Origin of the sequence: Caballeronia insecticola (genome assembly GCF_000402035.1) — a bacterium.
GTDB classification, from domain to species: Bacteria; Pseudomonadota; Gammaproteobacteria; order Burkholderiales; family Burkholderiaceae; genus Caballeronia; species Caballeronia insecticola.
Genome location: NC_021289.1, coordinates 843,323 through 867,036, shown reverse-complemented (window position 1 = coordinate 867,036; position 23,714 = coordinate 843,323). Strand labels below are relative to the sequence as shown.

General features: G+C 62.2%; 21 protein-coding genes. 9 read left to right on the top strand and 12 right to left on the bottom strand.

Translation table 11 applies throughout. The features are described from left to right. Positions 1–4: 4 nt before the first annotated feature. Genes BRPE64_RS28595 through BRPE64_RS28580 form a run of 4 tightly spaced genes read right to left on the bottom strand, consistent with a single transcriptional unit; the run spans position 5 to position 3,806 of the window. The gene (locus BRPE64_RS28595) at positions 5–967 is read right to left on the bottom strand and encodes an efflux RND transporter periplasmic adaptor subunit (RefSeq protein WP_016348473.1); all 963 of its coding nucleotides are present in this window, start codon (positions 965–967) and stop codon (positions 5–7) included. After that, entirely contained in the window at positions 964–1,173 is a 210-nt protein-coding gene (locus BRPE64_RS28590) for a DUF1656 domain-containing protein (RefSeq protein ID WP_016348472.1), read from the bottom strand. Before BRPE64_RS28590 ends, BRPE64_RS28595 begins: the two co-directional genes overlap by 4 nt. A 34-nt stretch (positions 1,174–1,207) precedes the next feature. Next, entirely contained in the window at positions 1,208–3,292 is a 2,085-nt protein-coding gene (locus BRPE64_RS28585; protein WP_016348471.1) for an FUSC family protein, read from the bottom strand. A 4-nt stretch (positions 3,293–3,296) separates the two neighbouring features. Continuing rightward, positions 3,297–3,806 (bottom strand): MarR family winged helix-turn-helix transcriptional regulator, encoded by a 510-nt coding sequence (locus BRPE64_RS28580; RefSeq protein ID WP_016348470.1) that lies wholly within the window; start codon positions 3,804–3,806, stop codon positions 3,297–3,299. 153 nt (positions 3,807–3,959) lie between these two features. On the opposite strand from BRPE64_RS28580, the gene BRPE64_RS28575 reads away from it, so the two are divergent. Continuing rightward, positions 3,960–4,721 carry a YoaK family protein gene (locus BRPE64_RS28575; RefSeq protein ID WP_016348469.1) on the top strand — a complete coding sequence of 254 codons (762 nt, stop codon included), beginning with the start codon at positions 3,960–3,962 and terminating at the stop codon, positions 4,719–4,721. Positions 4,722–4,727: 6 nt separating this feature from the next. Here the strand turns inward: BRPE64_RS28575 and BRPE64_RS28570 are convergent, their stop codons facing one another. Further along, positions 4,728–5,609 carry a LysR family transcriptional regulator gene (locus tag BRPE64_RS28570; RefSeq protein ID WP_144063590.1) on the bottom strand — a complete coding sequence of 294 codons (882 nt, stop codon included), beginning with the start codon at positions 5,607–5,609 and terminating at the stop codon, positions 4,728–4,730. A gap of 108 nt (positions 5,610–5,717) precedes the next feature. Here BRPE64_RS28570 and ampC point away from each other — a divergent pair, with 108 nt between their 5' ends. Continuing rightward, entirely contained in the window at positions 5,718–6,887 is a 1,170-nt protein-coding gene (gene ampC / locus BRPE64_RS28565) for a class C beta-lactamase (RefSeq protein WP_016348467.1), read from the top strand. Here the strand turns inward: ampC and BRPE64_RS33340 are convergent. Together BRPE64_RS33340 and BRPE64_RS28555 are read right to left on the bottom strand one after the other, a co-directional pair. Then, positions 6,862–7,122 (bottom strand): hypothetical protein, encoded by a 261-nt coding sequence (locus BRPE64_RS33340; protein ID WP_044043511.1) that lies wholly within the window; start codon positions 7,120–7,122, stop codon positions 6,862–6,864. The two genes, ampC and BRPE64_RS33340, sit on opposite strands and share 26 nt — an antisense overlap. A 58-nt stretch (positions 7,123–7,180) precedes the next feature. After that, positions 7,181–8,482: an aspartate aminotransferase family protein gene (locus tag BRPE64_RS28555; RefSeq protein ID WP_044043510.1), complete on the bottom strand. Its 1,302-nt coding sequence runs from the start codon at positions 8,480–8,482 to the stop codon at positions 7,181–7,183. A 76-nt stretch (positions 8,483–8,558) separates the two neighbouring features. Between BRPE64_RS28555 and BRPE64_RS28550 the strand changes: the two genes are divergently transcribed. From BRPE64_RS28550 to BRPE64_RS28540, 3 genes are all read left to right on the top strand, one after another. After that, positions 8,559–9,443, top strand: a complete 885-nt coding sequence (locus BRPE64_RS28550; RefSeq protein ID WP_044043507.1) for a LysR family transcriptional regulator — start codon at positions 8,559–8,561, stop codon at positions 9,441–9,443. A gap of 301 nt (positions 9,444–9,744) precedes the next feature. Continuing rightward, entirely contained in the window at positions 9,745–11,910 is a 2,166-nt protein-coding gene (locus BRPE64_RS28545; RefSeq protein WP_016348464.1) for a hypothetical protein, read from the top strand. A gap of 237 nt (positions 11,911–12,147) precedes the next feature. Beyond that, the gene (locus tag BRPE64_RS28540; RefSeq protein ID WP_044043504.1) at positions 12,148–14,247 is read left to right on the top strand and encodes a putative bifunctional diguanylate cyclase/phosphodiesterase; all 2,100 of its coding nucleotides are present in this window, start codon (positions 12,148–12,150) and stop codon (positions 14,245–14,247) included. 11 nt (positions 14,248–14,258) lie between these two features. Here BRPE64_RS28540 and BRPE64_RS28535 read toward each other — a convergent pair whose 3' ends face one another. Then, positions 14,259–14,888, bottom strand: a complete 630-nt coding sequence (locus BRPE64_RS28535; RefSeq protein ID WP_016348462.1) for an FMN-binding negative transcriptional regulator — start codon at positions 14,886–14,888, stop codon at positions 14,259–14,261. A gap of 88 nt (positions 14,889–14,976) precedes the next feature. On the opposite strand from BRPE64_RS28535, the gene pdxR reads away from it, so the two are divergent. Beyond that, positions 14,977–16,449: a MocR-like pyridoxine biosynthesis transcription factor PdxR gene (gene pdxR / locus BRPE64_RS28530; protein ID WP_016348461.1), complete on the top strand. Its 1,473-nt coding sequence runs from the start codon at positions 14,977–14,979 to the stop codon at positions 16,447–16,449. Positions 16,450–16,453: 4 nt separating this feature from the next. Here pdxR and BRPE64_RS28525 read toward each other — a convergent pair whose 3' ends face one another. Further along, positions 16,454–17,398 (bottom strand): amino acid ABC transporter substrate-binding protein, encoded by a 945-nt coding sequence (locus tag BRPE64_RS28525; protein WP_016348460.1) that lies wholly within the window; start codon positions 17,396–17,398, stop codon positions 16,454–16,456. A 13-nt stretch (positions 17,399–17,411) separates the two neighbouring features. Beyond that, positions 17,412–18,716 carry a dicarboxylate/amino acid:cation symporter gene (locus tag BRPE64_RS28520; protein ID WP_016348459.1) on the bottom strand — a complete coding sequence of 435 codons (1,305 nt, stop codon included), beginning with the start codon at positions 18,714–18,716 and terminating at the stop codon, positions 17,412–17,414. 369 nt (positions 18,717–19,085) lie between these two features. Between BRPE64_RS28520 and BRPE64_RS28515 the strand changes: the two genes are divergently transcribed. After that, positions 19,086–19,457 carry a BON domain-containing protein gene (locus BRPE64_RS28515; protein WP_016348457.1) on the top strand — a complete coding sequence of 124 codons (372 nt, stop codon included), beginning with the start codon at positions 19,086–19,088 and terminating at the stop codon, positions 19,455–19,457. A 33-nt stretch (positions 19,458–19,490) separates the two neighbouring features. Beyond that, positions 19,491–21,092 (top strand): MFS transporter, encoded by a 1,602-nt coding sequence (locus BRPE64_RS28510; protein ID WP_016348456.1) that lies wholly within the window; start codon positions 19,491–19,493, stop codon positions 21,090–21,092. Positions 21,093–21,111: 19 nt separating this feature from the next. Here the strand turns inward: BRPE64_RS28510 and dkgB are convergent, their stop codons facing one another. Further along, entirely contained in the window at positions 21,112–21,918 is an 807-nt protein-coding gene (dkgB, locus tag BRPE64_RS28505) for a 2,5-didehydrogluconate reductase DkgB (protein WP_016348455.1), read from the bottom strand. 207 nt (positions 21,919–22,125) lie between these two features. On the opposite strand from dkgB, the gene BRPE64_RS28500 reads away from it, so the two are divergent. Then, positions 22,126–23,028 carry a LysR family transcriptional regulator gene (locus BRPE64_RS28500; RefSeq protein WP_016348453.1) on the top strand — a complete coding sequence of 301 codons (903 nt, stop codon included), beginning with the start codon at positions 22,126–22,128 and terminating at the stop codon, positions 23,026–23,028. On the opposite strand, the gene BRPE64_RS28495 is transcribed toward BRPE64_RS28500, so the two are convergent. Beyond that, entirely contained in the window at positions 23,025–23,609 is a 585-nt protein-coding gene (locus BRPE64_RS28495; protein WP_016348452.1) for a PPC domain-containing DNA-binding protein, read from the bottom strand. The genes BRPE64_RS28500 and BRPE64_RS28495 overlap by 4 nt on opposite strands. Between the last annotated feature and the right edge of the window lie 105 nt (positions 23,610–23,714).

Here is a 23,714-nt window from a genome sequence, read left to right as displayed (position 1 = left end):
CCGCTCATTGCGAAGCGCCCGCCGGTGCGGCCACGCTCGAAGTCGGCGAAGGCGCGGACGCAGGCGATGTCTCCGACGCCGCGCGCTTGCCGATCGACGGGCCGAGACCGCGCACCGATACCGTCGCCGTGCGGCCCGCGATCAGGCGGAAGTCGGCGGGAATTTCATCGAGCGTGACGCGCACCGGAATGCGCTGCGCGAGACGCACCCAGCTGAATGCTGGGTTCACGTTCGGCAGAAGGCTCGGGCTCTGTTGCCGGTCGCGATCTTCAATGGCCGCGACGATGCTCTGCACGTGTCCGCGCAACACGTTCGGCTCGCCCATCACTTTGATATCGACCGGCTGACCGATATCGATGCCGTGCAGCTTGGTCTCCTCGAAGTAACCATCGACGCGGAACGAATGCATGTCGACCACCGACAGCACCGCGCGTCCGGCCGCCACATATTCGCCGACACGCGGCGCGCGATCGTTCAGATAGCCGTCCACGGGACTCAGGATCTCCGTGCGTTGCAGATTGAGCTGCGCGGTATCGATGGCGACTTCGGCATCGGCGAGTGCGGCCGCGGCCTGTTCGACACGCGAATGCGTTTCCTCGACCACCTCGCGCGCGACGAGATTGCCGAGCGTGCGATTACGCGCGTCTTCGCGACGCGCCTGATCGAGCGTCGCGCGCCGCTGCTGCGCGGTCGCCTGTGCATTGCGCAGCGCAAGCGCATAGCGCGCGCGATCGATCACGAAGAGCACAGCGCCTTTGTTGACCTGCTGATTGTCGACGACCTTGACTTCGGTGATGAGGCCGGAGACGTCCGGCGCGACCTGGATCACATCGGCGCGCACATGGCCGTCGCGCGTCCACGGCGCGAACATGTAGTAGTCGACGAGCTTCCACAGCACGACCGCCGCGATCGCGACGACGATGAGCGTAAGCAGAATCTGTCCGAGGGAGAACCAGGTTTTTTTCACGAGATGAGCCGATGCGAAACGATGACGACGAGCCCCAGCACCAGCACATAGATGCCGAGATCGAACACGGAACGATGCCACACGAAACGATAGAAACCGACGCGCGCGAGCACCGTGCGGATCGCCAGATTCATAAGATAGGCGATGAACATCAGCACGAGCACGGCGGGCACGAACACGCCGAGAATGTCGATTTCGCCGATCATGGCTGGCGGTCCGATAAGAGATGAATGACGTAGATCATGCCGGCTCCTCGCGCACGGGCGCTTGCGTCTCAGGCGGGTGCAGGGACAGACGCATGCCGATCAGCGCATGCAGCGTGTCGCGCAGCCAGCGTTCGTTGAGCGCATCGGCGGCTTGCGGTTGCGCGACGGCGCGTGAGGTGACCTGCGCGCTCGTCGCTTCGATACTGCGCAGCAATTCGGGCGGCACCGGCTGCCTTGCACGCCGCGCGATGCATAGCTCGAAATAACGGCGCAGCGCATCGAGCACGTCATCGACTGACGCTTGTAGCTCGGCGGGAAGCTTGCGATGAATGCGGCGCAGATCGAGTGCATTCAGCGCGAGACGAAAATCGCGGAAGCTCTCGATCGACGGATGACGATGCGAATCCGTTGCGGCATGACGCGGCAGCAGTTGCATCAGACGGTCGAGCATGCGCGCGTAGAGATTGCGCTGATCTTCGATTACTTGCGTGGGCGACGCACTCAGCACGATATCGCCCCATGCCGAGCGCGTGAGACGTGCAGCGGCGAGTTCCGCACCGAACGGGCGCGTGAGGCGCGTCCAGATAAACGCGAAGAGCAGGCCGGCGACGCCCGCGAGATTGCTGTTGATGAAGACGAAAAAATTCGCTTCATACGCGCTCTGAATGCTGATGAAGGTCGCGGTGTTCACCGCGGTCAGCAGCGTGACGAGCGTGAAGCGCGGCCGCGGAATCAGCGTACCGATGATGAGAAACGGCACCGAGAAAATCAGCACGAGCATGGCGAAGTCGTGCACCTTAGGCAGCACGGCGAACACATAGAGCCCGGCGAGCACGACGCTCAAGCAAGTCGCGAGAAAGAACGTGAACACTTGCGGCGCAGGTTCGTCGAGCGCGGCGAAGAAGCAGCACGCAACCGCCGCGAGCGCCACAGCGCTGGCGCCATCGTTCCATCCCGACTCGATCCACAGCCCGCACGCGACGATGATCGCGCTCACGGCCACGCCTGTTGAAATCAGCATCATGCCGCGATCGAAATAGCGCGCCGTGCCGCCCAGACGCCAGTGACGAAAGTGCGGACGCCAGTCGCTCGTCTCGTTCGAGATTGCCGCGCGCAGGGCGCGAATGTCCTGCCACACGTCGATCACCTGACCGAGACGCCACAGCGCATTCGACAGCAGCGCGGCATCTGCGCTCGCGAGTGCTTCGACAGGCGGACGCATGGCGAGAATGCGCTCGCGCAACGCATCCGGCGTGCTTTCGTCTTCGACATCTTTCTCCGCGCGCGGCGTGGGCGAGCCGACCCACGCGGCGACATCCTTGAGCAAGGTTTCGAGCCCGTCGGGATGCGCGCCGTGCTTGTCGATCAGTTCGATCAGCGGATCGGCCATCGACGAAATCAGCGGCAGGAAAATCTGCATGCGGCCCTGCAACGCGCGCGCGCGACGGATGATGTCGGGCCGCGTGTGATCGTAGGTCAACTGGCTCAGTAGCAGTTCGAGGCCATTGACCGTCGCGGCCAGGCGCTGTCGCGCGGCCGAAATCGGCGCGCCCGCGATATGTCCCGAGAGCGTTTCGCTCGCGTAGAAGGCGGCATCGCGAAACCATGCGTCGGTTCGCTCGATGAGCGTCGGCGCGAGACGGCTCGGAAACACCGCGCTGCCGACGATGCTCGCCACCACGATACCCAGCAAAATTTCTTCCGCGCGCGTGATGGCGAGATCGAAGACAATCGCGGGATTCGTTACGGCGGGCAGCGCGATCAGCGGCAACGTGTAGCCCGCAAGCAGAAAGACGTAGCTGCGCGCGCTGCGGTCGAACATCGAGAGATAGAGCAGCGTGCCCGTCCACAACGCGACGATCACGCTGAACAGATACGGCGATTCGACGAACGGCGGCACGATGAGCACCGCGCCCGCCGCGCCGATTATCGTGCCAAGCGCGCGATAGAGCGCCTTCGAACGCGTTGCGCCCACAAACGGATTCGACACGATATAGACCGTGGCCATCGCCCAATAAGGACGCGGCAATTCGAGCGCGAGGCCGATGTAAAGCGCGATCATCGCGGCGGCGAAGGTCTTGGCGGAAAAGAGCCACTCGCGCGCGGAAGGAAAAGACATGGCGCTATGCTCCGCGCTTTCCGGCGGGCCGGGCGGGCCGGGCGGTTTGCTCGCTCGCGGCGAGCGCGGCGAGGAGCTTTGCATCGGACACTTCGCTGAACGCGTTGAGCACGCGCAACGTGGTCTCCAGATCTTCGCGGCTCACGCCTTTCAAAAGCCGCGCGCGCAGCGTGACGAGACGCTCTTCCATGCGCGCGGTGACGGCGCGGCCTTCATCGGTCAGCGTGATGGTCTTGGCGCGCTTGTCCTCGGGATCTTCGTCGCGGCGCACAAGGCCCGCTGCGCACAGCTGATCGAGCAGCCGCACGAGCGATGGCCCCTCGATGCCGACGTGCTCCGCGAGCGTCACCTGACGCACCGCCTCGCCCAGCCGGTTCGCCGTGAGAAGCGGCACCGCGCAGGCTTCCGACACGCCGTAGGAGGCGAGCACGCCGTGGCTCGTGCGCCGCCAGCGTCGCGCGGCCAGCACGAGCGTGCTGCTCACGGAGCGGCGCAAAATGTCGAGGGTGGTCATGCGGCGGGATTATAGCGAGAACTTTATTCGTTAGCATCCTATCGAACGCGATTTTTTGCGCCAATGCGGAACGGTCGTTCGCATCGTATTCGGGCCGGGCGAGCGCGCCTGGTCGTGCTATCTTGACGGCTCGATCATCCCGCTTGCGCCGCCATGCCGATCAGCTATCTTCGGGGACTGACATCGCTCAGCCGCACTGACACCACCAACCGGCGGCTGGGATGCGCGCTCGCGTTCGTCGCGGGCGCGGCTAACGCGGGCGGTTTTCTCGCGGTCGGCCAATATACGTCGCATATGTCGGGACTGGTTTCCTCCATCGCCGATAACCTCGCGCTCGGTCAGGCCGCGCTCGTCTTCTCGGCAATCGGCGCGGTCGGCGCATTTCTGTGCGGGGCCGCGACCTCGGCGGTGCTCATCAACTGGGGACGGCAACGACACGCGCATAGCGTGTACGCCACGCCGCTGCTGCTCGAAGCCGCGCTGCTGCTCGTGTTCGGCATGCTCGGCGCGAATCTGGAGAGTCATCGCGTGTGGGATGTGCCGCTGACCGTCGCGCTGTTGTGCTTCGTAATGGGCCTGCAAAACGCGATGATCACGAAGATTTCCAAAGCCGAGATCAGAACGACGCACGTGACCGGGCTCGTCACCGATATCGGCATCGAGATCGGCAAGAGCCTGTATTGGAATCGCGGCATCGCGCGGGGCGATGCGGGCTACGTGCGCGCCAATTACGCGCGTCTCGTGCTGCTGGCGTCGCTGTTCGGCATGTTCATGCTCGGCGGTCTGGCGGGCGCAACGGGCTTCGCGCATTTCGGTTTCATCACGACCGTGCCGCTGGCGGCGTTGCTTCTGCTGTTCTCGTCCGTGCCGCTCGCCGACGATCTCGCCGCGAACAGGCGCCGCGCGCGCCGCTGAAACTGCTCAGGGCGATCCGGCCGCCTCCGCGATGATCCAGTCGCGAAACAGCCGCATGCCGGGCGACACCTGCCGCGACTTGAGGCACGTAAGCCAGTAACTGCCGGTCTTCACTTCGATATCGAACGGGCGCACGAGCAGCCCCGCCTGCAATTCGCGCACGAACATGCGTGGCGGCGCGAGCGCGACTCCCGCGCCTTGCACTGCGGCCTCGACCATCAGGCGCGATGAATCGAAGACGGGACCGTTCATCGTCCATGCGTTGAGGCCTGCGGCATCGAGCCAGTCGATCCAGTCGTCCGCGCGATACGAACGCAGCAGCACTTCGTTCGCGAGATCGGCGGGCGTGCCGAGCCGCCGCGCGATCTCGGGCGCGCACAGCGCGGCGAGCGGCGCGTCCAGCAAGAGCGCGTTGTGCGTGGCGGGCCACATGCCCGCGCCGAAGCGAATCGCGAAATCGAGACCTTCCGACGCGGGATCGACGAGATTGTTATGCGTGAGCAGGCGCAATTCGACGAACGGATGCGTTTCCCGAAACGCCTTGAGCCGCGGCATCAGCCAGCCCACCGCGAACGTACCGACGACGCCCACCGTCAACACCTCATGAAAATGGCCGCCTTCGAATTGTTTGAGGACGGCTTCGATGCGGCCGAACGCATCGCTCAACACCGGCAGGAGCGCGCGCCCTTCGTCGGTAACGCCGAGCCCGCGCGGCAGTCGCCTGAAGAGCGGCGTGCCGAGCCGTTCTTCCAGCGCCCGCACTTGCTGGCTTACGGCGGCCTGCGTGACGTTCAGCTCCTGCGCGGCGCGCGTGAAGCTGAGATGCCGCGCCGAGGCTTCGAAGGCACGCAAGGCATTCAGTGGAAGATGAGGGCGCATGGTTCGTATAAGATTTTCTTTTGCCTGCGGCAAATTATCCTCGATTGTCCTGACGCCGCAAATAGCGGATATTTCGCTTCAGTTCAATCACGGTAACCAGGCGAAGGATCGACACCGATGAAGTTTCGTACGTTGAGTTTTCTGGCGACAGCCATATTTTCTTTTAGCGCGATGCCCGCCATCACGCACGCGGCCGATCTCGACAGCGCGAAGATCAAGGCCACGGTCGACGACACAATCAAACCGTTGATGGCGCTGCACGGCATCGCGGGCATGGCGGTGGGCGTCGTTGTGCAGGGCAAGCCGTATGTGTTCGATTACGGCGTGGCGTCGAAGGAAACGAAGCAGCCTGTCACGCGCGATACGCTGTTCGAACTCGGCTCCGTCAGCAAGACCTTTACGGCGACGCTTGCGTCCTATGCGCAACTCGAAGGCGATCTCTCGTTGAACGATCCGGTAAGCAAGCATCTGACGTCGCTTGCGGGAAGCGAATTCGGCAAGGTGACGTTGCTCAATCTCGGCACGCACACGCCGGGCGGTCTGCCGCTGCAAGTGCCCGACGATATCCATAACAACGCTCAGTTGATGCAGTACTTCAAGACGTGGCGTCCGGCGCAGCCGCCCGGAACGATCCGCACGTATGCGAATCCGGGCATCGGCACGCTTGGTCTCATCACGGCGCAGAGCATGCGGCAGGACTTCAACGCGCTCATGCAGACGCGTCTCTTTCCGGCGCTCGGCCTGAAGCACAGCTATATCGACGTGCCTGCCGCGAAGCAGCGCGACTATGCACAAGGCTATGCGAAGAACGACGCGCCCATTCGCATGAAGGGCGGCGTGCTGGCTTCCGAGGCCTATGGCGTGCGATCGACCGCCGCCGACATGACGCGCTTCATGCAGATCAACATGAACATGGTGCGTATCGATCCGACGTTCCAGCGCGCAGTCGATGCCACTCACACGGGCTACTTCCACGCAGGGCCCATGACGCAGGACCTGATCTGGGAGCAGTATCCGTATCCCGTTGCGTTGCAGTCGCTGCTCGATGGAAACTCGCAGTCGATGATCATGAACGCGACGCCTGTCACCGCCATCGATCCGCCGCAAGCGCCACGCGACGACGTCTGGATCAACAAGACCGGCTCGACCAACGGCTTCGGCACGTATATCGCGTTCGTGCCTAAGGAGCGCGTGGGCATCGTCATGCTGGCGAACCGGAACATACCGAACGAGGAGCGTGTGAAGGCCGCGTATGCAATCATCACGTCGCTTGCGGGCGCACGGTAAATGCCACGCGATGAGAATCGATCCCTACGGTCGTCGAGGAGGGATCGATTGCGCGCGCGGCGCGTTGCATGCGAAGAACGGCTTGCTGCTCAATGTGCGCGACTACGACGTGCGCAATCACGGCTATGTGAGCGAAGCGCACGGCGAAATCGATGAAGGCGCGGAGGGTCAGGTCATCGTGGGCGCGGATTCGCATACGCCGCATCGCGGCGCACGTGAGCATCAGCGCGATCAATCGAAACGTTCCGGGCCGCTCGGGCCCGGGGCATCGTTTGCGGATTGCAGTCACGCAATCAAAGCGAGCGCTGAATTGCTTGGCCAAGCAGATCGAGACCGAGATCGATCTCTTCTTCGCTGACAGTCAGCGGCGGCGCGATGCGGAACACGCCGCCCATGCCGGGCAACTGCACGATATTCATGCTGAGCCCGAGATTCATGCACTCGCGCGTGATCTTCGCGCCCAGGCCATCGGCCGCTTCCTTCGTGCGGCGATCCTTGACGATCTCCACGCCCAACAGCAGGCCGCGTCCGCGCACATCGCCGATGCAGTCGAAGCGCTCCATCAAGTCGAGCAGCCCGCGCCTGAGCCGCTCGCTCATGACGTTCGCGCGCGCGACGAGCCCTTCGCGTTCAACGACATCCAGCACGCGCAAGCCGACTGCCGCCGGAAGCGGATCGGACACGTGCGTCGTATAGAACAGATAGCCGCGTTCATGCGCACGCTCTTCGATCTCCGCCGACGTCACGACCGCGGCGAGCGGCAGACCCGCGCCCAGCGTCTTCGATAGCGTAAGAATGTCGGGCGTGACGCCATCGCGCTGGCACGCGAACATCGTGCCCGTGCGCCCGATTCCGGTTTGCGCTTCGTCGAGAATCAGCAGCATGCCGCGCTCCTCGCACTTGCGCTTGAGCGCAGCCATATAGCCTTCCGGAAGCTCGATGATGCCGCCGGAACTCAGAATCGGCTCTGCGATAAAGGCCGCGAGATTGCCGCTCGACTGACGATCGATGAGATCGAACGCGTAGTCCAGTTCCGCGAGCCAGTCGTATTTGCCGTTGCGCTCGAACTGCGGCCGATAGGGAAACGGCGCGGGAATCGCGAACGAACCCACCGCCGCAGGGCCGACGCCTTTGCGGCCTGCGCTGTAAGTCGCCGATGCCGCGTGCCCTGTCATGCCGTGCCACGACTGCGCAAAGCCGACCACTTCGTAACCGCCGGTGACGAGCTTCGCCATGCGGATGGCCGCTTCGTTCGATTCCGCGCCGGTGCTCAGCAGAAGCGCGCGGTCGAGACCGGGCGGCGTGATCTCGGCCAGCCGCTTCGCCAGATCGACGACCGGACGCGATAACATTCCGCTGAATAAATGATCGAGCTTGCCGGCGTACTCGCTGATGACGGACACGATCTCCGGATGGCTGTGTCCCAGCACCGCGCTCATTTGTCCCGATGTGAAATCGAGAATCGCGCGGCCATCCGCGTCATAGACGAAGCTGCCTTGCGCGCGCTCGATGATCATCGGCTGGAAGGTCGCGCCATATCGGATCAGATGCGCGTTGGCGTCGCGCCAAAAGCGTGCGTCGTTATTCAAGGACACGGTGCGTCTCCCGGCAAATAAGGAAAGAACTTGCAGTCTAGACGGCCCTCTGGTTTTATAGAAACGAATAGTTCTAATGCGAGCCAGAAGAGGGCCTAATATCTTGAGTCTTTCGCTTGAGATCGATTTGTTGCGTTCGTTCGCGGTGATTGCCGAAGTGCGTTCGCTTAGCCGCGCGGCCGAGCGAGTCGGCAGAACTCAATCGGCGCTTAGTCAGCAGATGAAGCGGCTTGAGGAAATCGTCGATCAGCCCTTGTTTCAGCGCACCGGGCGCGGCGTCGTGCTGACGAATCCGGGCGAGCGTCTGCTAGTGCACGCGCATCGGATATTGCGCCTGCACGACGAAGCGATGGCCGATATAGGCGGCAAGGGCTTGTCGGGCAATATCCGCTTCGGTTGTCCCGATGATTATGCCGCGGTCTTTTTGCCCTCGTTGCTGCGGCAGTTCTCGAGCCAGCATCCGCATGCGCTTGTCGAAGTGGTGTGCGGCCCGACGCCGCGTTTGATCGAGCAACTCGAAAAGCGCGCACTCGATCTGGCGATGGTCTCACTGCCGGACAGCGGCTCGTCGCTCGACATCATTCGACACGAGCAACTCGTGTGGGTGGGCGGTACAGGCATGGATCCGGCCCATTTCGATCCGTTGCCGCTTGCCGTCTCCGATCCCGACACGCTCGATCACATTGCCGCGTGCGATGCGCTGCGACGCGCGGGCCGGGCGTATCGCATTGCGTACGCGAGCAGCAGTCTCGCAGGTCTGACCGCGCTGGTTCGTTCGGGGCAGGCATTCGCCGTTATCACGCGCACGGCGGTTCCCTCCGATCTCTGCGTGCTCGACGCGGACCCCAAGCTACCGGCGTTGCCCAAGGTCGGCATTTCGCTGAAATTCGAGCGGGCCCATCCGTCGCCTTTGATCGCGGCATTCGCGGAGCACATCAGGCTGAAGCTGCCGTTGCTTTGAGCTCGAGCTCTAAAGGCGCTAAAGAAAACGTTCTACTTATTCTTAGCCTTTTCGCCTTAAGCCTTAGGGGTTTATGCTTAGATAATCGGCTAAGAAAACGTTTGACATCGCATCGCACCAAGGAATAAATTTGGAAAACGTTTTCCAGTAAGCCTTCAAGAAAATGCCAATGGCTCTCGTTTAGCCGCGAGTGCGTGGAAAACGCAGTCCCACCAAGCGCCATGCGTTAATTAGTCATGCGAAACAACGCGTGGCGGACGTGACATGCCCATTCAAATCAATAATTCCATCAGGAGACACAATGCACCGGACCCGGCAATCCGCGCTCACGCTTGCGCTCAGCACCCTTTCCGCAATCGTTCTGAGCGCGTGCGGTGGCCATGATTCATCCGACAGCAGCACGCCGCCGACCGACACGACTCCACCGCAATCGACCGTTGCCGCCAATTCCCTTCAAGCGATGGTCTATGGCGCCGCCGACACGAGCGTGCCCGCTGGCGCCGGCATTCCCGTCACGATGATGGGACAAATGCGCGCACTCTTCGATCTGATCCGAAAATCGCCGGATTTCACGCAAGTCGTGATGGATCTGGGCGACGGCAGTCCCGTCCACGTTCTCGATACCAACACGGGCGACAAATTCCTGCCGGGCAAGCTGGCACTCGGGCTTTCGTGGATTCTCATCGACATGAAAGCGAAGGGCGATCCGAAATATGCGGACTATCTCGCGACCTATCAAAAAATCACCACGGCGATGATGGCGCAATCCGCCAGCGGCGATTACGCGTATGCGAATACATCGTGGGGCGAGTATTACTATCTCGTCGCGCTGAATAACCTCAAGGCGCGCGGCATGCTCAATGAAGTCTTCAGCGACGCCATGCTCAACACATTGCAGAACCGCCTCACGTTCTGCGACATGTTCGGCCCCGATGCGAGCGGCAAGGCGAACACGTGTCCGGCAAGCGGCGTCGCCATTGACGTGGCTTCGCTCAACACGGCGCAGAATTACTATGCGGTGTCGTACGGTATTGCGGGGCTCAGGCAGAAGCTCGGCTGGAGCAATCCGGGTTTCTTCGCGGCATCCGATCCAACCGTCGCGACCATGGGCGCGCGTGATGCGTTGCTTTACACGCTGACCAAGCACATCAGAAACGATTCGTCGGGCGGCTTTTCCGATGAAGCGTCGAACACTCACACGACCTATTACGATCAGGCGCGCTTCGACCGCTATAGCACGCTGCTGATTGCCGAGACGGTCGAGCGCAGCCTCGAAATGGACAATCAGGCCAATCTCACAGCCGAGTTGAAGGGCTATCTGCGCAAATCGGTCGATCTGATACTTCCGCAACTGAACGCGAACGGGCAGGGCTTCAACTATGGCCGCTCGATCGGCCCATACGGCGATTCGGCCTTCATGGAAATTCTCACGGCCGCAGCCAACGCGAACGTGCTCACGCCTAAGGAAATGCAGGTAGCGTATGCGTTCATCGAAAAGGCGGCGTATCGTTTCAACACCTTCTGGTATGACCCGAGCCTGCCGACGCCCTCGGTCAACATGTGGGTGAAGGGGCGCGGCACGGATACGTATCGCGGCAAGCCGCGCGTGATGGGCGAGAACTTCAGTCTGCTGCATCAGTACATGTATGTGAATGCGTGGTGGAACAAGCTCGGTTTCAGCGGGCAGGCGCCCATGGCCGATGCCGATTTCAATTCATGGCTCGACGCACTGCCGCACTACACGCTGACGTACTACAACCTGCCGAGCGACAGCGCGCATCCGTACAGCGCGGCCCTTTTGACGGTGCGCGACGGTTCGCGCGTCATCAACCTCAATTTGAGTCAGGCGCCGGACTACAACTCGTTCTCGCCGTACTATCCGGTGCCGTTCTCCGACAAGCTCATCTACGGCACGACGGACCTGGGTTATGCGCTTCTGATTCCGCAGGTCACGTATAACGGCAAGACTTATATTCCGGTCACGTATTACAAGAACCTCAGCGTGCAGGAAAGCAACGGCCAGGTGACCGTCTCCTTCGACGCCACAAAATTCCGTCAGGCAACGAAGAACGCGGCCTACACAACCGATCTCGATCTGCAGACGCATACCGTGCTGACATTCGCGCACGGCACCGTCACGCGCACGGACACCCTAAGTTCGGCGACGCTTGCCGGAAGCGTTGCGGTGGAGACGGACTTTGCCTCGTTCGCGGACTTCGCGAGCACGAACGCGAATGCCGATGGTGTGTCGGTCACGTACGCCAACAGCCCCGCCACCGCTTATGCGACGACAGGCTTCGATGCATGCGCGTTATCGAACTTCGATGTAGCGAACGGCACGACGAACCCGCTGTCGACCACGCCGGTCGGACAACTGCATTCGAACTTCGCATGCAAGACCAACGCCTTTACGCTCGGCGGCGGAGCGCAGCGAAGCTTTAGCTGGACGCTGAAATACGCCGGTTAAACACGACGCATCAGACGCACCGCCACCCGATACGAGGCCGCATTCGCGGCCTCGTTCGTTTTGCGAGCCTCGTCGTGCGAACGTTCGTCCGTCCCCAAATTTCTAAAGTTTCGCCTTGATCAACCGATAGAGCAGAGGGCACCATGCGCCGCGCATCAGGCGGTATCGTCCGCCGAAGCGGGTTCGAGGCCGAATAAAAGCAGTCACGAAAGACTGATACGAAGAGAGAGAGGGCCAATGACTGGTGTCTACAACCCGCTGCTGGTCTGCCTGTCGCTGGTGGTCGCATTCCTTGCGTCCTACACGGCGCTGGAGCTGTCCGGCGGCCTCACCGCGCTCGCGAACGCCCGGCGGCGGCCCGCGTGGCTCGCCGGCGGCGCCATGTCGATGGGCGTCGGCATCTGGTCGATGCACTTCATCGGCATGCTCGCGTTCTCGCTGCCGATTGCAATGGGCTACGACATTGCGATCACCGCGGCGTCGCTGTTTCTTGCGATAGGCGTGTCGTTCGTCGCGCTCGCCACCGCGAGCCGGGGCGCGCTGTCGCTCAGGCGGCTCGTCGTCGCCGGGACGATCATGGGCGTCGGCGTGGCCGCGATGCACTTCACCGGCATGCACGCAATGCAGATGTCGCCGGGCATCGACTACACGCTCTGGAAACTCGTGCTTTCGGTCGCCGTGGCTATTCTCGCGTCGATAGCGGCGCTCTGGCTTGCCTTCACGCTGCGCGCGTCGGACGTGGAGAACATCGTCGTCAAGCGGCTCGGCGCGGCGTTCGTCATGGCAATCGCGATTGCCGGCATGCATTACCTCGGCATGGACGCGGCCAACTTCGCCGCAGACAGCCTTTGTCTCGCCGATGCGAAGCTCGACGCCAACTGGCTCGCGCTCGCCGTCACCGCGATGTCGTTCGTCGTGCTGGTCGGCACGCTCGCGTTGATCGGCTTTCATACGAGCAGCTTGTCGATTTCGCTCAGACGCGCGAAGCGGCAACTGCACTATCTCGGCACGCACGACGCGCTGACGAAGCTGCCGAATCGCCAGCAGTTGTCGTTGCGCATTGCGCAGGCGGTGAGCGAATGCGAGCGCAAGCAGACGAAGTTCGCCGTGCTGTTCATCGACCTCGACGGCTTCAAGTCCATCAACGATTCGCTCGGCCACAGCGTCGGCGACGATCTGCTGCAAGTGTGCGCCGAGCGTCTGCGTCAGGATTTGCGTCATAGCGACATGGTCGCGCGTCTGGGCGGCGACGAATTCGTGATCGTGGTCGAGAACGTGACGGACGCATCGTCCGCGGTCGCCGTCGCCAATGGCGTGCTGCGACGGCTGAGTCAGGAGATCGTCGTCAACGGTTTGCCGTTGCGCGTGAGCGCGAGCATCGGCGTTGCGTTCTATCCGGAGGACGGCCAAAACGCCGACGAACTGCTGCACAACGCCGACGCCGCGATGTACGCCGCCAAGCAAAGCGGCCGCAACACGTTCCGCGTGTTCGAGTCGCAGATGAATCACACCGCGCTCAAGTCGCTGATCCTGCAACGCGATCTGCATCGCGCGCTCGGCGACGGTCAGCTCAGCATGTCGTTCCAGCCGAAGTTCAGCGTGGCGTCGCAGTCGGTGACGGGCGTCGAGGCGCTGATCCGCTGGCGTCATCCGGAACTGGGCGACATTCCGCCGCTCGAATTCATCCCGATTGCGGAACGCTCGGGTCTTATCGTCGAGATCGGCGACTGGGTGTTGTGCGAAGTGTGCCGCAATATCGCGCTATGGGACGCGCAAGGGCTGCCGGTGCCGTCGGTTTCGGTGAACCTGTCGCCGATCCAGTTCAACGTGCCGGACCTTGTGGGCCGCATCGATTCGCTGACCGGCGCGGCGGGCATCGATCCATGCCGCCTCATGTTCGAGATCACCGAAACGACCGCGATGCAGAACGTCGAGAAGACGAGCCGCACGATCGAGGCGTTGCAGGCGCGCGGCTACGCCGTTGCCGTCGACGATTTCGGCACGGGCTATTCGAGCCTCGGTTATCTGCAGCGCTTCAGGTTCGATCAGATCAAGATCGACGGTTCGTTCGTGCGCGATCTCGACTCCGCCGGAAAGCGCGGCAGCGCGTTGCTCTCCGCGGTCGTGACGCTCGCGCGGGCGTTGCAGGTCGAAGTGGTCGCGGAGGGCGTCGAAACGGAATCGCAGATGCGTACGTTAGGCGAGCTTGCCTGCGATCAGATGCAAGGCTTTCTGCTGAGCCATCCGATGCCGGCCGCCGAGTTCATGAAGTTTCTGTGCGGCGCGGCGGACCGCATCGTCGTGCCGCGCGACACATGCGCCACGCCTGTCGCGTGAAGCGGGCGCGCCTAAGCCTGTGAGGCTTTGTGCATGGCCTGCGCGAGTTCGTCGTGATGACGTTTCGCGAGTTCGTCGGCGGCGCCTTGGCGATCGCGCGCTTCCTTGTTCTGACTGAGCTTCGACTTGCCGACCAGCGACGTCACCGCAATCTCGATCCCGACGATATTGCGCAACATGCCGTCGATGAAATCGGGCGGTGCATCGCCCATCTTCCACGGTTGCGGTTCCGCCGCTTCGTGCCGCCGCGTCAGACGGGCGACGAGGCCGCGCAGAAAGCGTTCGTCGTCGCGAATCGTGAGCGTGCCGTGCGCGTGGACCACTTCGTAGTTCCATGTGGGCACCTGCCGATGCGCCTCGTGCTTGCTCGGGTACCAGTTCGGCGAAATATACGCCTGCGCGCCGCGAAAAATGACCATCACCGGCGTGCCCGTGGGACAGCGCTGCCATACATCGTTTGCGCGCGCGACGTGCGCGGTGAGCAGACCGTGCTCGCCGATATCGGGATCGAATTCGAACGGGATGTGATTCGCGTCCAGCCCGGCCTCGCCATGCGTGACGAGTATGCCGAGCGGATGCGCGGCAATGATGCGATGCAACTCGTCCGGACGGTTTTCGGCGAAGTGGGGCGGAATATACATTGTGAATCCTCGCTGGCGATGTGGCGCGCAAAGCGACACTGTCGCGCGAAACAGGCACAATGAGAAGATCCAGTTTTTGCAAATTCCAATGGACCAGTTGAGCGAATCGCCGCACGGTTCGGGCACCGGAACGGCACGCCGCATCTACGACATGCTGCGCGGCCAGATGGCAGACGGCACGCTTCCCACCGGCGCGCGGTTGCCGTCGACACGCGCGCTCGCCGCCGATCTCGCCGTGTCGCGCACGACCGTGACCGCCGTCTACGAACAACTCGCGGCGGAAGGTTTCGTCGTGACCGCCGCAGGCCGCGCCGCGCGGGTCGCGGCTCGGCCTGCCGCGCCCGAGAGTTCGAACGCGCGTCCGGTGTCGGCGGCGCGTGTGCCTTCGCTTTCCGCATTCGGCCGCCGCGTGGCGGAGATCGCGGCGCCGACGCTGCCTGTCGCGGCGAACGGGCGCATCGATTTTCTGTATGGCGCCGTGGCCGCGCGCGACTTTCCCGCGCTGATCTGGCGGCGCGCGTATCAGGCGGAACTGCTGCGTCAGCACGACAGCCTCTATTACGTCGCGCCCGAAGGCGACGCTTCGCTGCGTCGAGCGCTTCAGGCTTATCTGCGGCGCGCGCGCGGTCTTGTCTGCGATGCGGAGCGGATTCTCGTCGTCAGCGGCACGCAGCAAGCCATCGATTTGTGCGCGCGTCTGCTGCTCGATCCCGGCGATGCGTTCGCCTTCGAAGATCCCGGCTATCTGATTGCGCGCCACAGCTTCGAGGCCGCGGGTGCGCGTCTCGTGCCGCTCGCCGTCGACGAATACGGTCTCGACACGCGCAGCCTGCCCGCCGATCGTTCCGCTCGCTCCGTGCGTCTGGTCTACGCGACGCCCTCGCATCAGTTTCCGTTGGGCGGCGTGTTGCCGATCGGGCGACGTCTCGAACTGCTCGCGTGGGCGCAATGTCACGATGCATGGGTCGTCGAAGACGATTACGACGGCGAGTTCCGCTATGGTCAGCGTCCGATCGACGCGTTGCAATCCATCGATGCCAATGGCCGCGTGATTTACATCGGCACGTTTTCGAAGGCGCTGTCGCCGCATCTTCGGCTGGGTTATATGGCGCTGCCCGCCGCGCTCGTGCCGGTGTTTCGCCAGGCCAAGCGCCTGAGCGACCGTCACGCGCCGGTGCTGGAGCAGCGCGTGCTGGCTTCGCTGATCGACAGCGGCGCGTACGAGCGTCATGTGCGGCGCGTGCGGCGCGAGTACGAGCGGCGTCGCGCGGCGTTGCTCGATGCCATCGCGCAATGGCTGCCGGAACGTGCGCGCGTGGCGGGGACGGCGGCGGGCCTGCATGTCGTGCTGTGGCTGCCGCAGTTGAGTTCGCGCGATGAAGCCGCGATTGTCGCGGCGGCGCATGAAAAAGGCGTGGGCGTGTATCCCGTCGCGCCGCTGTTTGCCGCGAAACGGCCTCGTCCCGCCGGCCTGATTCTCGGCTATGCGAGCTTGACCGTCGACGAAATCCGTCGCGGAATCGGCGTGTTGGCTGCGGTGATCGACGCATTCGAGCGATGACGCCTCACTGCGCCTCGCCACCCGCCATCGTTTCGATGATGCTTTCGAGTTGCGCGCTCATCGGCATATCCAAACTCGTGCCGGACGGCAGACGGCTTAGAAACCAGCGCTTGTATTGACGCTCGATTTCGCCATCGGCGGCGAGTTGCTGGAACGCGTCCTTGACCACTTGCGCGAGTTGCGGATCGTTCTTGCGGTACATGATGCCGTACGGGTCATACGACAGATAATCGCCGACCACCTGATACGCGCCGCCCTTGGTCATGTTCTCGGCGATGAGGCCGTATAGCAGGACATCGTCGGTGGCGAAGGCATCGGCGCGGCCGTCGGCTACGCGCGCGAAACCTTCGGCATGGTCCGGCACGACCTGAAGCTGAAGCCCGAGACCGAACTTCTTGTCCAGATCGCGCAGAGCCTTTTCATTGGTGGTGCCGGCCGTCACGGCCACTTTCTTGCCCGCCAGATCGCGAAACGACGTAATCGGCGAACCTTTCTTCACCAGCACCTTGGTGCCGGCCACGAAGATGATCGGAGAAAAAGCCACGCGTTTCTGGCGCTCCAGATTGCTGGTGGTCGAACCGCATTCCAGATCGACGCGACCGCTCGTCACGGCATCGATACGATTCTCGGGCGTCACCGGCACCCAGCGGATATCGAGGCGCTTGTGAACGGCATCGCCGATGGCCGAGACCAGCGACTTGCACAGCTCGATCGAATAGCCGATAGGCTGCTTGCGCGCGTCGAGATAGGAAAACGGCACCGACGCGTCGCGGTAACCGACTGCGATCGTGCCCGTGTTGCGCGCCTTGGCCAGCGTGCCTGTCAACGTGGTGGGCGCGAAGTTGTCGATGGCCGGGGCGGGCGTCTGCACATCCTCGGCCGCCCGCGCCGCGGTGACGGCCAGCAGGCTGGTCAGCGCCAGCGCCGCCCAGAAGCGCTGCGTCTTCATGGCTCGGTCTCCGTCAGACTTGCGCCGGGTGCGCGAGCGTTGCGTCCTGTTCGGACTCGATACGCGCTTCGTTCGCCGCCGCATCCGCCTCCGATAACAACTCGCCTTCCCACTTGCCGACCACCGCGCTCGCGATCGAGTTGCCCACCGCGTTGGTTGCGGAGCGGCCCATGTCGAGGAACGTGTCCACACCGAGAATCAACAACAAGCCCGCCTCGGGAATGTTGAACTGGTTCAGCGTGGCGGCGATCACGACCAGCGATGCGCGCGGCACGCCGGCCATGCCCTTCGATGTCAACATCAGGATCAGCAGCATGGTGAGCTGCGTGCCGAGCGACAGATGAATGTTGTAGGCCTGCGCGATGAACAGCGTGGCGAACGTGCAGTACATCATCGAGCCGTCGAGGTTGAACGAGTAACCCATCGGCATGACGAAACTCGATATCTTGCGCTTGACGCCGAAGCGGTCGAGCGCGTCGAGGATCTTCGGATAAGCGGCTTCGGAACTTGCTGTCGCGAAAGACAGCATGAACGCTTCCTTGATGAGCGAAAGCAGCTTGAAGATGCGTCGCCCGAGGAACAGGAAGCCGGCGAGCGAAAGCAATCCCCACAACAGAAAGAGGCTCAGATAGAAGTCGGCCATGAAGACCGCGAACTTCAGGAGAATAGTGAGCCCGTTGACCGCGACCGTGGCGGCCATCGCGGCGAGCACGGCCAACGGCGCGAGCTTCATCACATAGCCGGTGATCTTGAGCATGACGTGCGAGAGCTGATCGATCGCGGCCAGCAGAACCTTGCCTCGTTCGCCGAGCGCCGCCAATGCAACGCCGAAGAACATGGAGAACACGACGATCTGCAGGATCTCGTTGTTGGCCATCGATTCGGCGAACGATCTCGGCACCATATGGCCGACGAAGTCCTTCAGCGTGAACTTGGATGTTGCGAGATTCGCCGACGCGCCGATGTCCGGCAAGGGCAGCCCGAGGTTGTCGCCGGGCCTGAGCAGGTTCGACATCAACAGGCCCAGCAACAGCGAAATGACCGAAGCGGTGACGAACCACGCGAGCGCCTTGGCGAACACGCGCCCGACCGAGGCCGCGTCGCCCATATGCGCGATGCCGACCACGAGCGTGGAAAACACGAGTGGACCGATCACCATCTTGATGAGGCGCAGGAAGACGTCCGACACGAGGGAGATGTAACCCGCAATTTCCGTAGCGGATTTTTTGTCGGGGAAGCTGGTGAAGACCATATAGCCGACCCCGATGCCGATGACCATCGCGACGAGGATCCAGACGGCTGCGGAACTCTTCTTCATCTCCAGGCCTCCATTGTCTGCATGTCGAATGATTACATGTCAAATTTCGGATGGAACGGGCGATGCAAGTCGGGTCGGCGTTGTCCGGACCGTCCCGGCGGTCTCTATGTCTCTATGTCTCTATGTCTCTATATCTCTATGACGACGCTGTCCGCGAATAGTACGATGTTAGCCTCGTTTCCCGGTGCGTGCGTGCGGCGCGGACGCTTCAAGAGAAATTCTGCATTTACATCAATGTCGCGGCATTCGAACCTTGCTCCCTTGGCGGATAAAAGTCCACCTTTCATGTATCGACTCGCCGACTAGAATGGTTCAGACGCACCTTCGCGCAATCGCGCATTCATCGAAGCCTAAGACGGGAGCACTCCAATGAAAATGATCCATTCGCTCAAGCTGGCAGGCGCGGCACTCGTGGTTGTTTCGTCGTTCAACGCATGGTCGCAGACGAGCGACGCAACCGCGACGACAACGCAGTCGGCGACGCCCTCGGCAAGTGGCGGAACGTCGAAGGCGTCGGCCCGCAAGGCCAATCGGGCGCTCAGCAAGAAGGTGTCTCAGGCGCTGCAGAAGGGCGGCATCGATCTGGTCGGCGTCCACGTGATCGCGAAAAACGGCGCCATCACGCTATCGGGACAAGCGTCCGACGCCACGCAGATCAGCAAGGCCACGTCGATTGCTAAGGGCGTGAGCGGCGTGACGTCGGTGAAAAATGTTCTGACGATTCAGGAAGGCGGCCAGTAATCGCGTGAATTCGCGCATCGACTGAGGCTCGCGATGGAGCCGCTTGCCGCCGCCCATGATCCGGAGCGGCAGGCGTTGCCGTTTCGCGAGTCGCTGCTTGCCATGCTCGGCATCGCGTTTGTCACGATGCTGGTCGCGCTCGACCAGACTATCGTCGGCACGGCGTTGCCGCGCATCGTCGCGGACCTGAAGGGTTTCGATCTTTACGCGTGGGTCGCGACGTCATACATGCTCGCCTCCGTCATCACGATTCCGATCTTCGGACGTCTGGGCGATCTGTTCGGCCGCAAGCATTTCATTCTCGCGGCCATCGTGTTGTTCACGTGCGCTTCCGTGCTGTGCGGACTCGCGAACAGCATGTTGTTCCTCGTGATCGCGCGCGGGGTGCAGGGCATCGGCGGCGGCATTCTGCTCGGGACGGTCTTCGCCATGGTGGCCGACCTGTTTCCCGATCCCCGGCTGCGGCTGCGCTGGCTCGTGCTGGTGTCGTCGAGCTTCGGCATCGCCAATGTCATCGGTCCGACGCTCGGCGGCATGCTCACGCAGATGCGCGGCTGGCGGCTCGTCTTCTTCGTCAACGTGCCCGTGGGTATCGTCGCGCTGATTTTCGTGCTGATGTTCGTGCCGAACATGCGGCATCTGAAGACGCGCGAACGGATTCAACTGGACTGGCTCGGTGCATGCGTCGTGGCCGTAACGTTCGGTGCGCTGCAACTGCTGATCGAAATGCTGCCGCGCGAAGGCGTGAGCCGCACGACCATCCTGCTCGCGCTGATCACGCTGGTCTTCGGTGCGACGCTGTATTTCTGGGAAAAGCGCATGGGCTATCCGGTCGTGCCCGTCGATGTGCTGATCGACCGCAAGCTCGCCGCGCTGTTCGCGATCTCCGTGCTCGGCGGCTTCGCACTCTTCTCGATGGCCTTCTACATACCGCTGCTGTTTCAGGGCGGCTTCGGCATGTCGCCGCATGCTTCGGGCATGTTGATTACGCCGCTGTTGCTCGGCACGAGCGTCGGCAGCATGCTGAACAATCGCATCGTGACGCGCATCAGGCGCGCGAATGTGCTCATGTATATCGGCTTTGCGCTGTGCGTGATCGGATGTCTTGCGCTCGTTTCGCTCGACGGACGCGAGCCGCATTCGGTGTGGATGGCGTGCATGGGCGCGAGCGGTCTGGGACTCGGGCTCGTCGCGACGAACCTCACGATCTGTTCGCAGCAGATCGTATCGCGCGAGCAGATCGGCGCGGTGACGGCGCTGCTGCAATCGTTGCGCATCTTCGGCGGCATGCTGGGCACGGCGATTACCGGCGCGGTGCTCGGACATCGTTACGCGAACAGCGTGCATCGCTCGCTCGACACGTATCAGGCAACGCAATGGCTCAAGTCGTTCGCGAGCCCGGACCTGCTGATAGACCGCGCAGAACAGTCGGCGCTGATCGAGCGTCTCGTAAGCGCCGGGCAGTCCGGCGACGCGATGATGCACATGGCGCGTGCTGCGCTGGTCACGTCGATCCATGTCGGTCTCGTCGTGGCCGCGATGGCGGCGTTCATCGGGCTGTGTCTTGCGTGGTTCGTGCCGTCGGTGCGGGTCGCCTACGGTGATATCGGCGATGTCAAGGAAGGACGCGCTTGAAACACGCGTCCGTGCTGCTTCAGTCCCACACGGGCGCGAGGCCTTCGGGGCTGACTTCGCGTCCGTTGCGTTCGAGCGCGGCGATCTGCGTCATGTCTTCGTCCGTGAGCCGGAGTTGTTGCGAGAGCAGATTGCTCGCGAGGTTCTCGCGCTTCGTCGACGACGGAATCACCGCATAGCCCGATTGCAACGCCCATGCGAGCGCCACCTGAGCGGGCGTCGCATGATGCCGTTTGGCGATCTCGCCGATCACTGGATCCTTCAACACCTTGCCGTACGCGAGCGTCATATACGACGTGACATGAATGCCCTGTTCGCGCAGGAACTCGACGAGCTTGCGGTTCTGAAGATACGGGCTTAACTCGATCTGGTTGGTCGCAATGTTGTCACGGCCGACCACCGCGATCGCCTGCTTCGTCAACTCGATGTTGAAGTTAGAGATACCGATCTGCTTCGTGAGCCCTTGAGCTTTCGCATCCGCGAGCGCGCTCATGAATTCTTCGAGCGACACGCCATTGTTCGGCGCGGGCCAGTGAATCAACGTGAGATCCACTTCGTCGACGCGCAGCTTCGAGAGGCTCTCCTTGAGGCTCGGCACGAGCTTGCTGCGCGAGTAATTGTCGGTCCAGATTTTCGTCGTCAGAAAAATATCCGAGCGGCCCGCGCCCGAGGCCGCGATCGCTTCGCCGACGTCGGCTTCGTTACCGTAAATCTGGGCGGTATCGATGGCGCGGTAGCCGAGTTCGATTCCGTTGCGTACCGAATCCTTGACGACCTGATCCTTGAGGCGAAAGGTGCCGAGGCCGAAAGCGGGAATGAGGTTCATGGAATGCGTCCTCCGTTTTGATTGCATGTGCAACTACGATGCTTCGCATTCTGCACGCATCGATTCATTCGAATAACCAGTTGAAAGGCGAAAGAATCTTGATTTTTAATCAAGGATGCGGACCGCCGTTGCACGTCAAAGGACATACGCTTTACTTTTGCACGAAAGCCGGTCTATAAAGGAACGACCTTTGATAAAAAATCAACGATGAAAATCACGCTCGACGAGCTTCAGACCTTTGCGACGGTGGTCGATACAGGCTCCATCACGGCCGCAGCAGATCAGCTGAATCAGACGGTGTCCGGCGCGAGTCGCACGCTCGGGCGGCTCGAAGAGAAGCTGCAGACGACCTTGCTGCGCCGGACCACGCGGCGTCTCGAACTGACGGAAGAAGGCAAGAGCTTTCTGCAGAATGCGCGCGAGATCATCGATGCCGTGGAAAGCGCTGAGGAACAGATCGCCGCGCGTCGCGAGCGGCCGTCAGGGCTGCTGCGTGTCGATGCGGCGACGCCGTTCATGCTGCATGTGATCGTGCCGCTCGTCGCGGGTTACAGAGAACGTTATCCGCATGTGGAACTGGAGTTGAACAGCAACGAAGGCGTGATCGATCTCCTGGAGCGGCGCACCGATGTCGCGATCCGTATCGGACGATTAAAGGACTCGACGCTGCATAGCCGACCGATCGGCAGCAGCAGGATCAGGGTGCTCGCGACGCCGGCGTATCTTCAGGCGCACGGGCACCCCAAGCGTGTGGAAGAGTTGGCGAATCACTCGCTGCTGGGCTTCACGCAGCCGGAATCGCTCAACGTGTGGCCGCTTTCCGGGCCGGACAGCGAGCCTTATCGCATCACGCCGGCCATTGCTTCGTCGAGCGGCGAGACACTCAGGCATCTCGCGCTGGAAAGCGCGGGCATCGTGTGTCTGTCGGATTTCATGACGCTGCTCGATCGACGCGCGGGCAGGCTCGTGCAAATTCTTGCGCGTCATACACAAGAAGTGCGGCAGCCGATCAATGCCGTCTACTATCGCAACACGGCAATCTCCGCGCGGATCGCTTCTTTCGTCGATTATCTGGCGGAGGCCGTAAAGACCACCGAGTTCGCGCGTTAGCCGCCGATGCCCAGAACGTTGGCGCCGATGCACGGATCGATCGAACGCTCGAGCCGTTTCTGATGCACGATCAGCGTGATTTCCATCGAACCGGTGCCCACTTCGAGATTCAGCAGATGGCCGCCATAGGCGGTGAAGTTGCTGTCGCCGGCCATGCCATGAATATGAATGGACGGCTTGCCTTCCTTCCATGCGACCGAACCGCCGAGGCTGCCCATCTCGACATTGCGAAAGGTCTTGGCGTCGAAGTCTTTCTTGCTCGCGTTCCAGAATCCGAACGTAGGATGACCGAAGCCGATGCCCGTGACCGAGGCCGCAGGAATGTTCTCGGCGAGCGCGAAACTCGTCAGATGCTCGAAGACGTTATCGCCCATGCGCAGCACCATGAAGTATCCCGTGGGCGTCTTGATGTATCGCCTCTGCACGTCCGGGCCACCGGCCGCGATCACGCCGGCTTCGCACTCGGCCGGTGTCTGCGTCTGCGCTGAAACCCCGCCCGGGATGATGGATGTCGCCAACGCTCCCGCCGACAAGGCTGCAATGTTCTTGAAAAAATGTCTGCGCAGATAAGTCTCGTCCATGAAGCTGTCTCCGTTGATGTTCTTGCCGTTTCTATTCGGCTGCGGCGGAGTGTAGACAACACGTTCTCGACCCGATACTGAGAGTTGCGACTAGGGCTATAACCC

What these genes read in the sequence shown, in the direction of transcription:
- BRPE64_RS28575 (WP_016348469.1), top strand. Translation starts at nt 3,960, where the DNA reads ATGCCGATCAGCTATCTTCGGGGACTGACATCGCTCAGCCGCACTGAC.
- BRPE64_RS28510 (WP_016348456.1), top strand. Translation starts at nt 19,491, where the DNA reads ATGGAGCCGCTTGCCGCCGCCCATGATCCGGAGCGGCAGGCGTTGCCG.
- dkgB (WP_016348455.1), bottom strand. Translation starts at nt 21,918, where the DNA reads ATGAACCTCATTCCCGCTTTCGGCCTCGGCACCTTTCGCCTCAAGGAT.
- BRPE64_RS28525 (WP_016348460.1), bottom strand. Translation starts at nt 17,398, where the DNA reads ATGAAGACGCAGCGCTTCTGGGCGGCGCTGGCGCTGACCAGCCTGCTG.
- BRPE64_RS28585 (WP_016348471.1), bottom strand. Translation starts at nt 3,292, where the DNA reads ATGTCTTTTCCTTCCGCGCGCGAGTGGCTCTTTTCCGCCAAGACCTTC.
- ampC (WP_016348467.1), top strand. Translation starts at nt 5,718, where the DNA reads ATGAAGTTTCGTACGTTGAGTTTTCTGGCGACAGCCATATTTTCTTTT.
- BRPE64_RS28550 (WP_044043507.1), top strand. Translation starts at nt 8,559, where the DNA reads ATGCGAGCCAGAAGAGGGCCTAATATCTTGAGTCTTTCGCTTGAGATC.
- BRPE64_RS28580 (WP_016348470.1), bottom strand. Translation starts at nt 3,806, where the DNA reads ATGACCACCCTCGACATTTTGCGCCGCTCCGTGAGCAGCACGCTCGTG.
- BRPE64_RS28495 (WP_016348452.1), bottom strand. Translation starts at nt 23,609, where the DNA reads ATGGACGAGACTTATCTGCGCAGACATTTTTTCAAGAACATTGCAGCC.
- BRPE64_RS28545 (WP_016348464.1), top strand. Translation starts at nt 9,745, where the DNA reads ATGCACCGGACCCGGCAATCCGCGCTCACGCTTGCGCTCAGCACCCTT.
- BRPE64_RS28515 (WP_016348457.1), top strand. Translation starts at nt 19,086, where the DNA reads ATGAAAATGATCCATTCGCTCAAGCTGGCAGGCGCGGCACTCGTGGTT.
- BRPE64_RS28540 (WP_044043504.1), top strand. Translation starts at nt 12,148, where the DNA reads ATGACTGGTGTCTACAACCCGCTGCTGGTCTGCCTGTCGCTGGTGGTC.
- BRPE64_RS28590 (WP_016348472.1), bottom strand. Translation starts at nt 1,173, where the DNA reads ATGATCGGCGAAATCGACATTCTCGGCGTGTTCGTGCCCGCCGTGCTC.
- BRPE64_RS28520 (WP_016348459.1), bottom strand. Translation starts at nt 18,716, where the DNA reads ATGAAGAAGAGTTCCGCAGCCGTCTGGATCCTCGTCGCGATGGTCATC.
- BRPE64_RS28500 (WP_016348453.1), top strand. Translation starts at nt 22,126, where the DNA reads ATGAAAATCACGCTCGACGAGCTTCAGACCTTTGCGACGGTGGTCGAT.
- pdxR (WP_016348461.1), top strand. Translation starts at nt 14,977, where the DNA reads ATGGACCAGTTGAGCGAATCGCCGCACGGTTCGGGCACCGGAACGGCA.
- BRPE64_RS28535 (WP_016348462.1), bottom strand. Translation starts at nt 14,888, where the DNA reads ATGTATATTCCGCCCCACTTCGCCGAAAACCGTCCGGACGAGTTGCAT.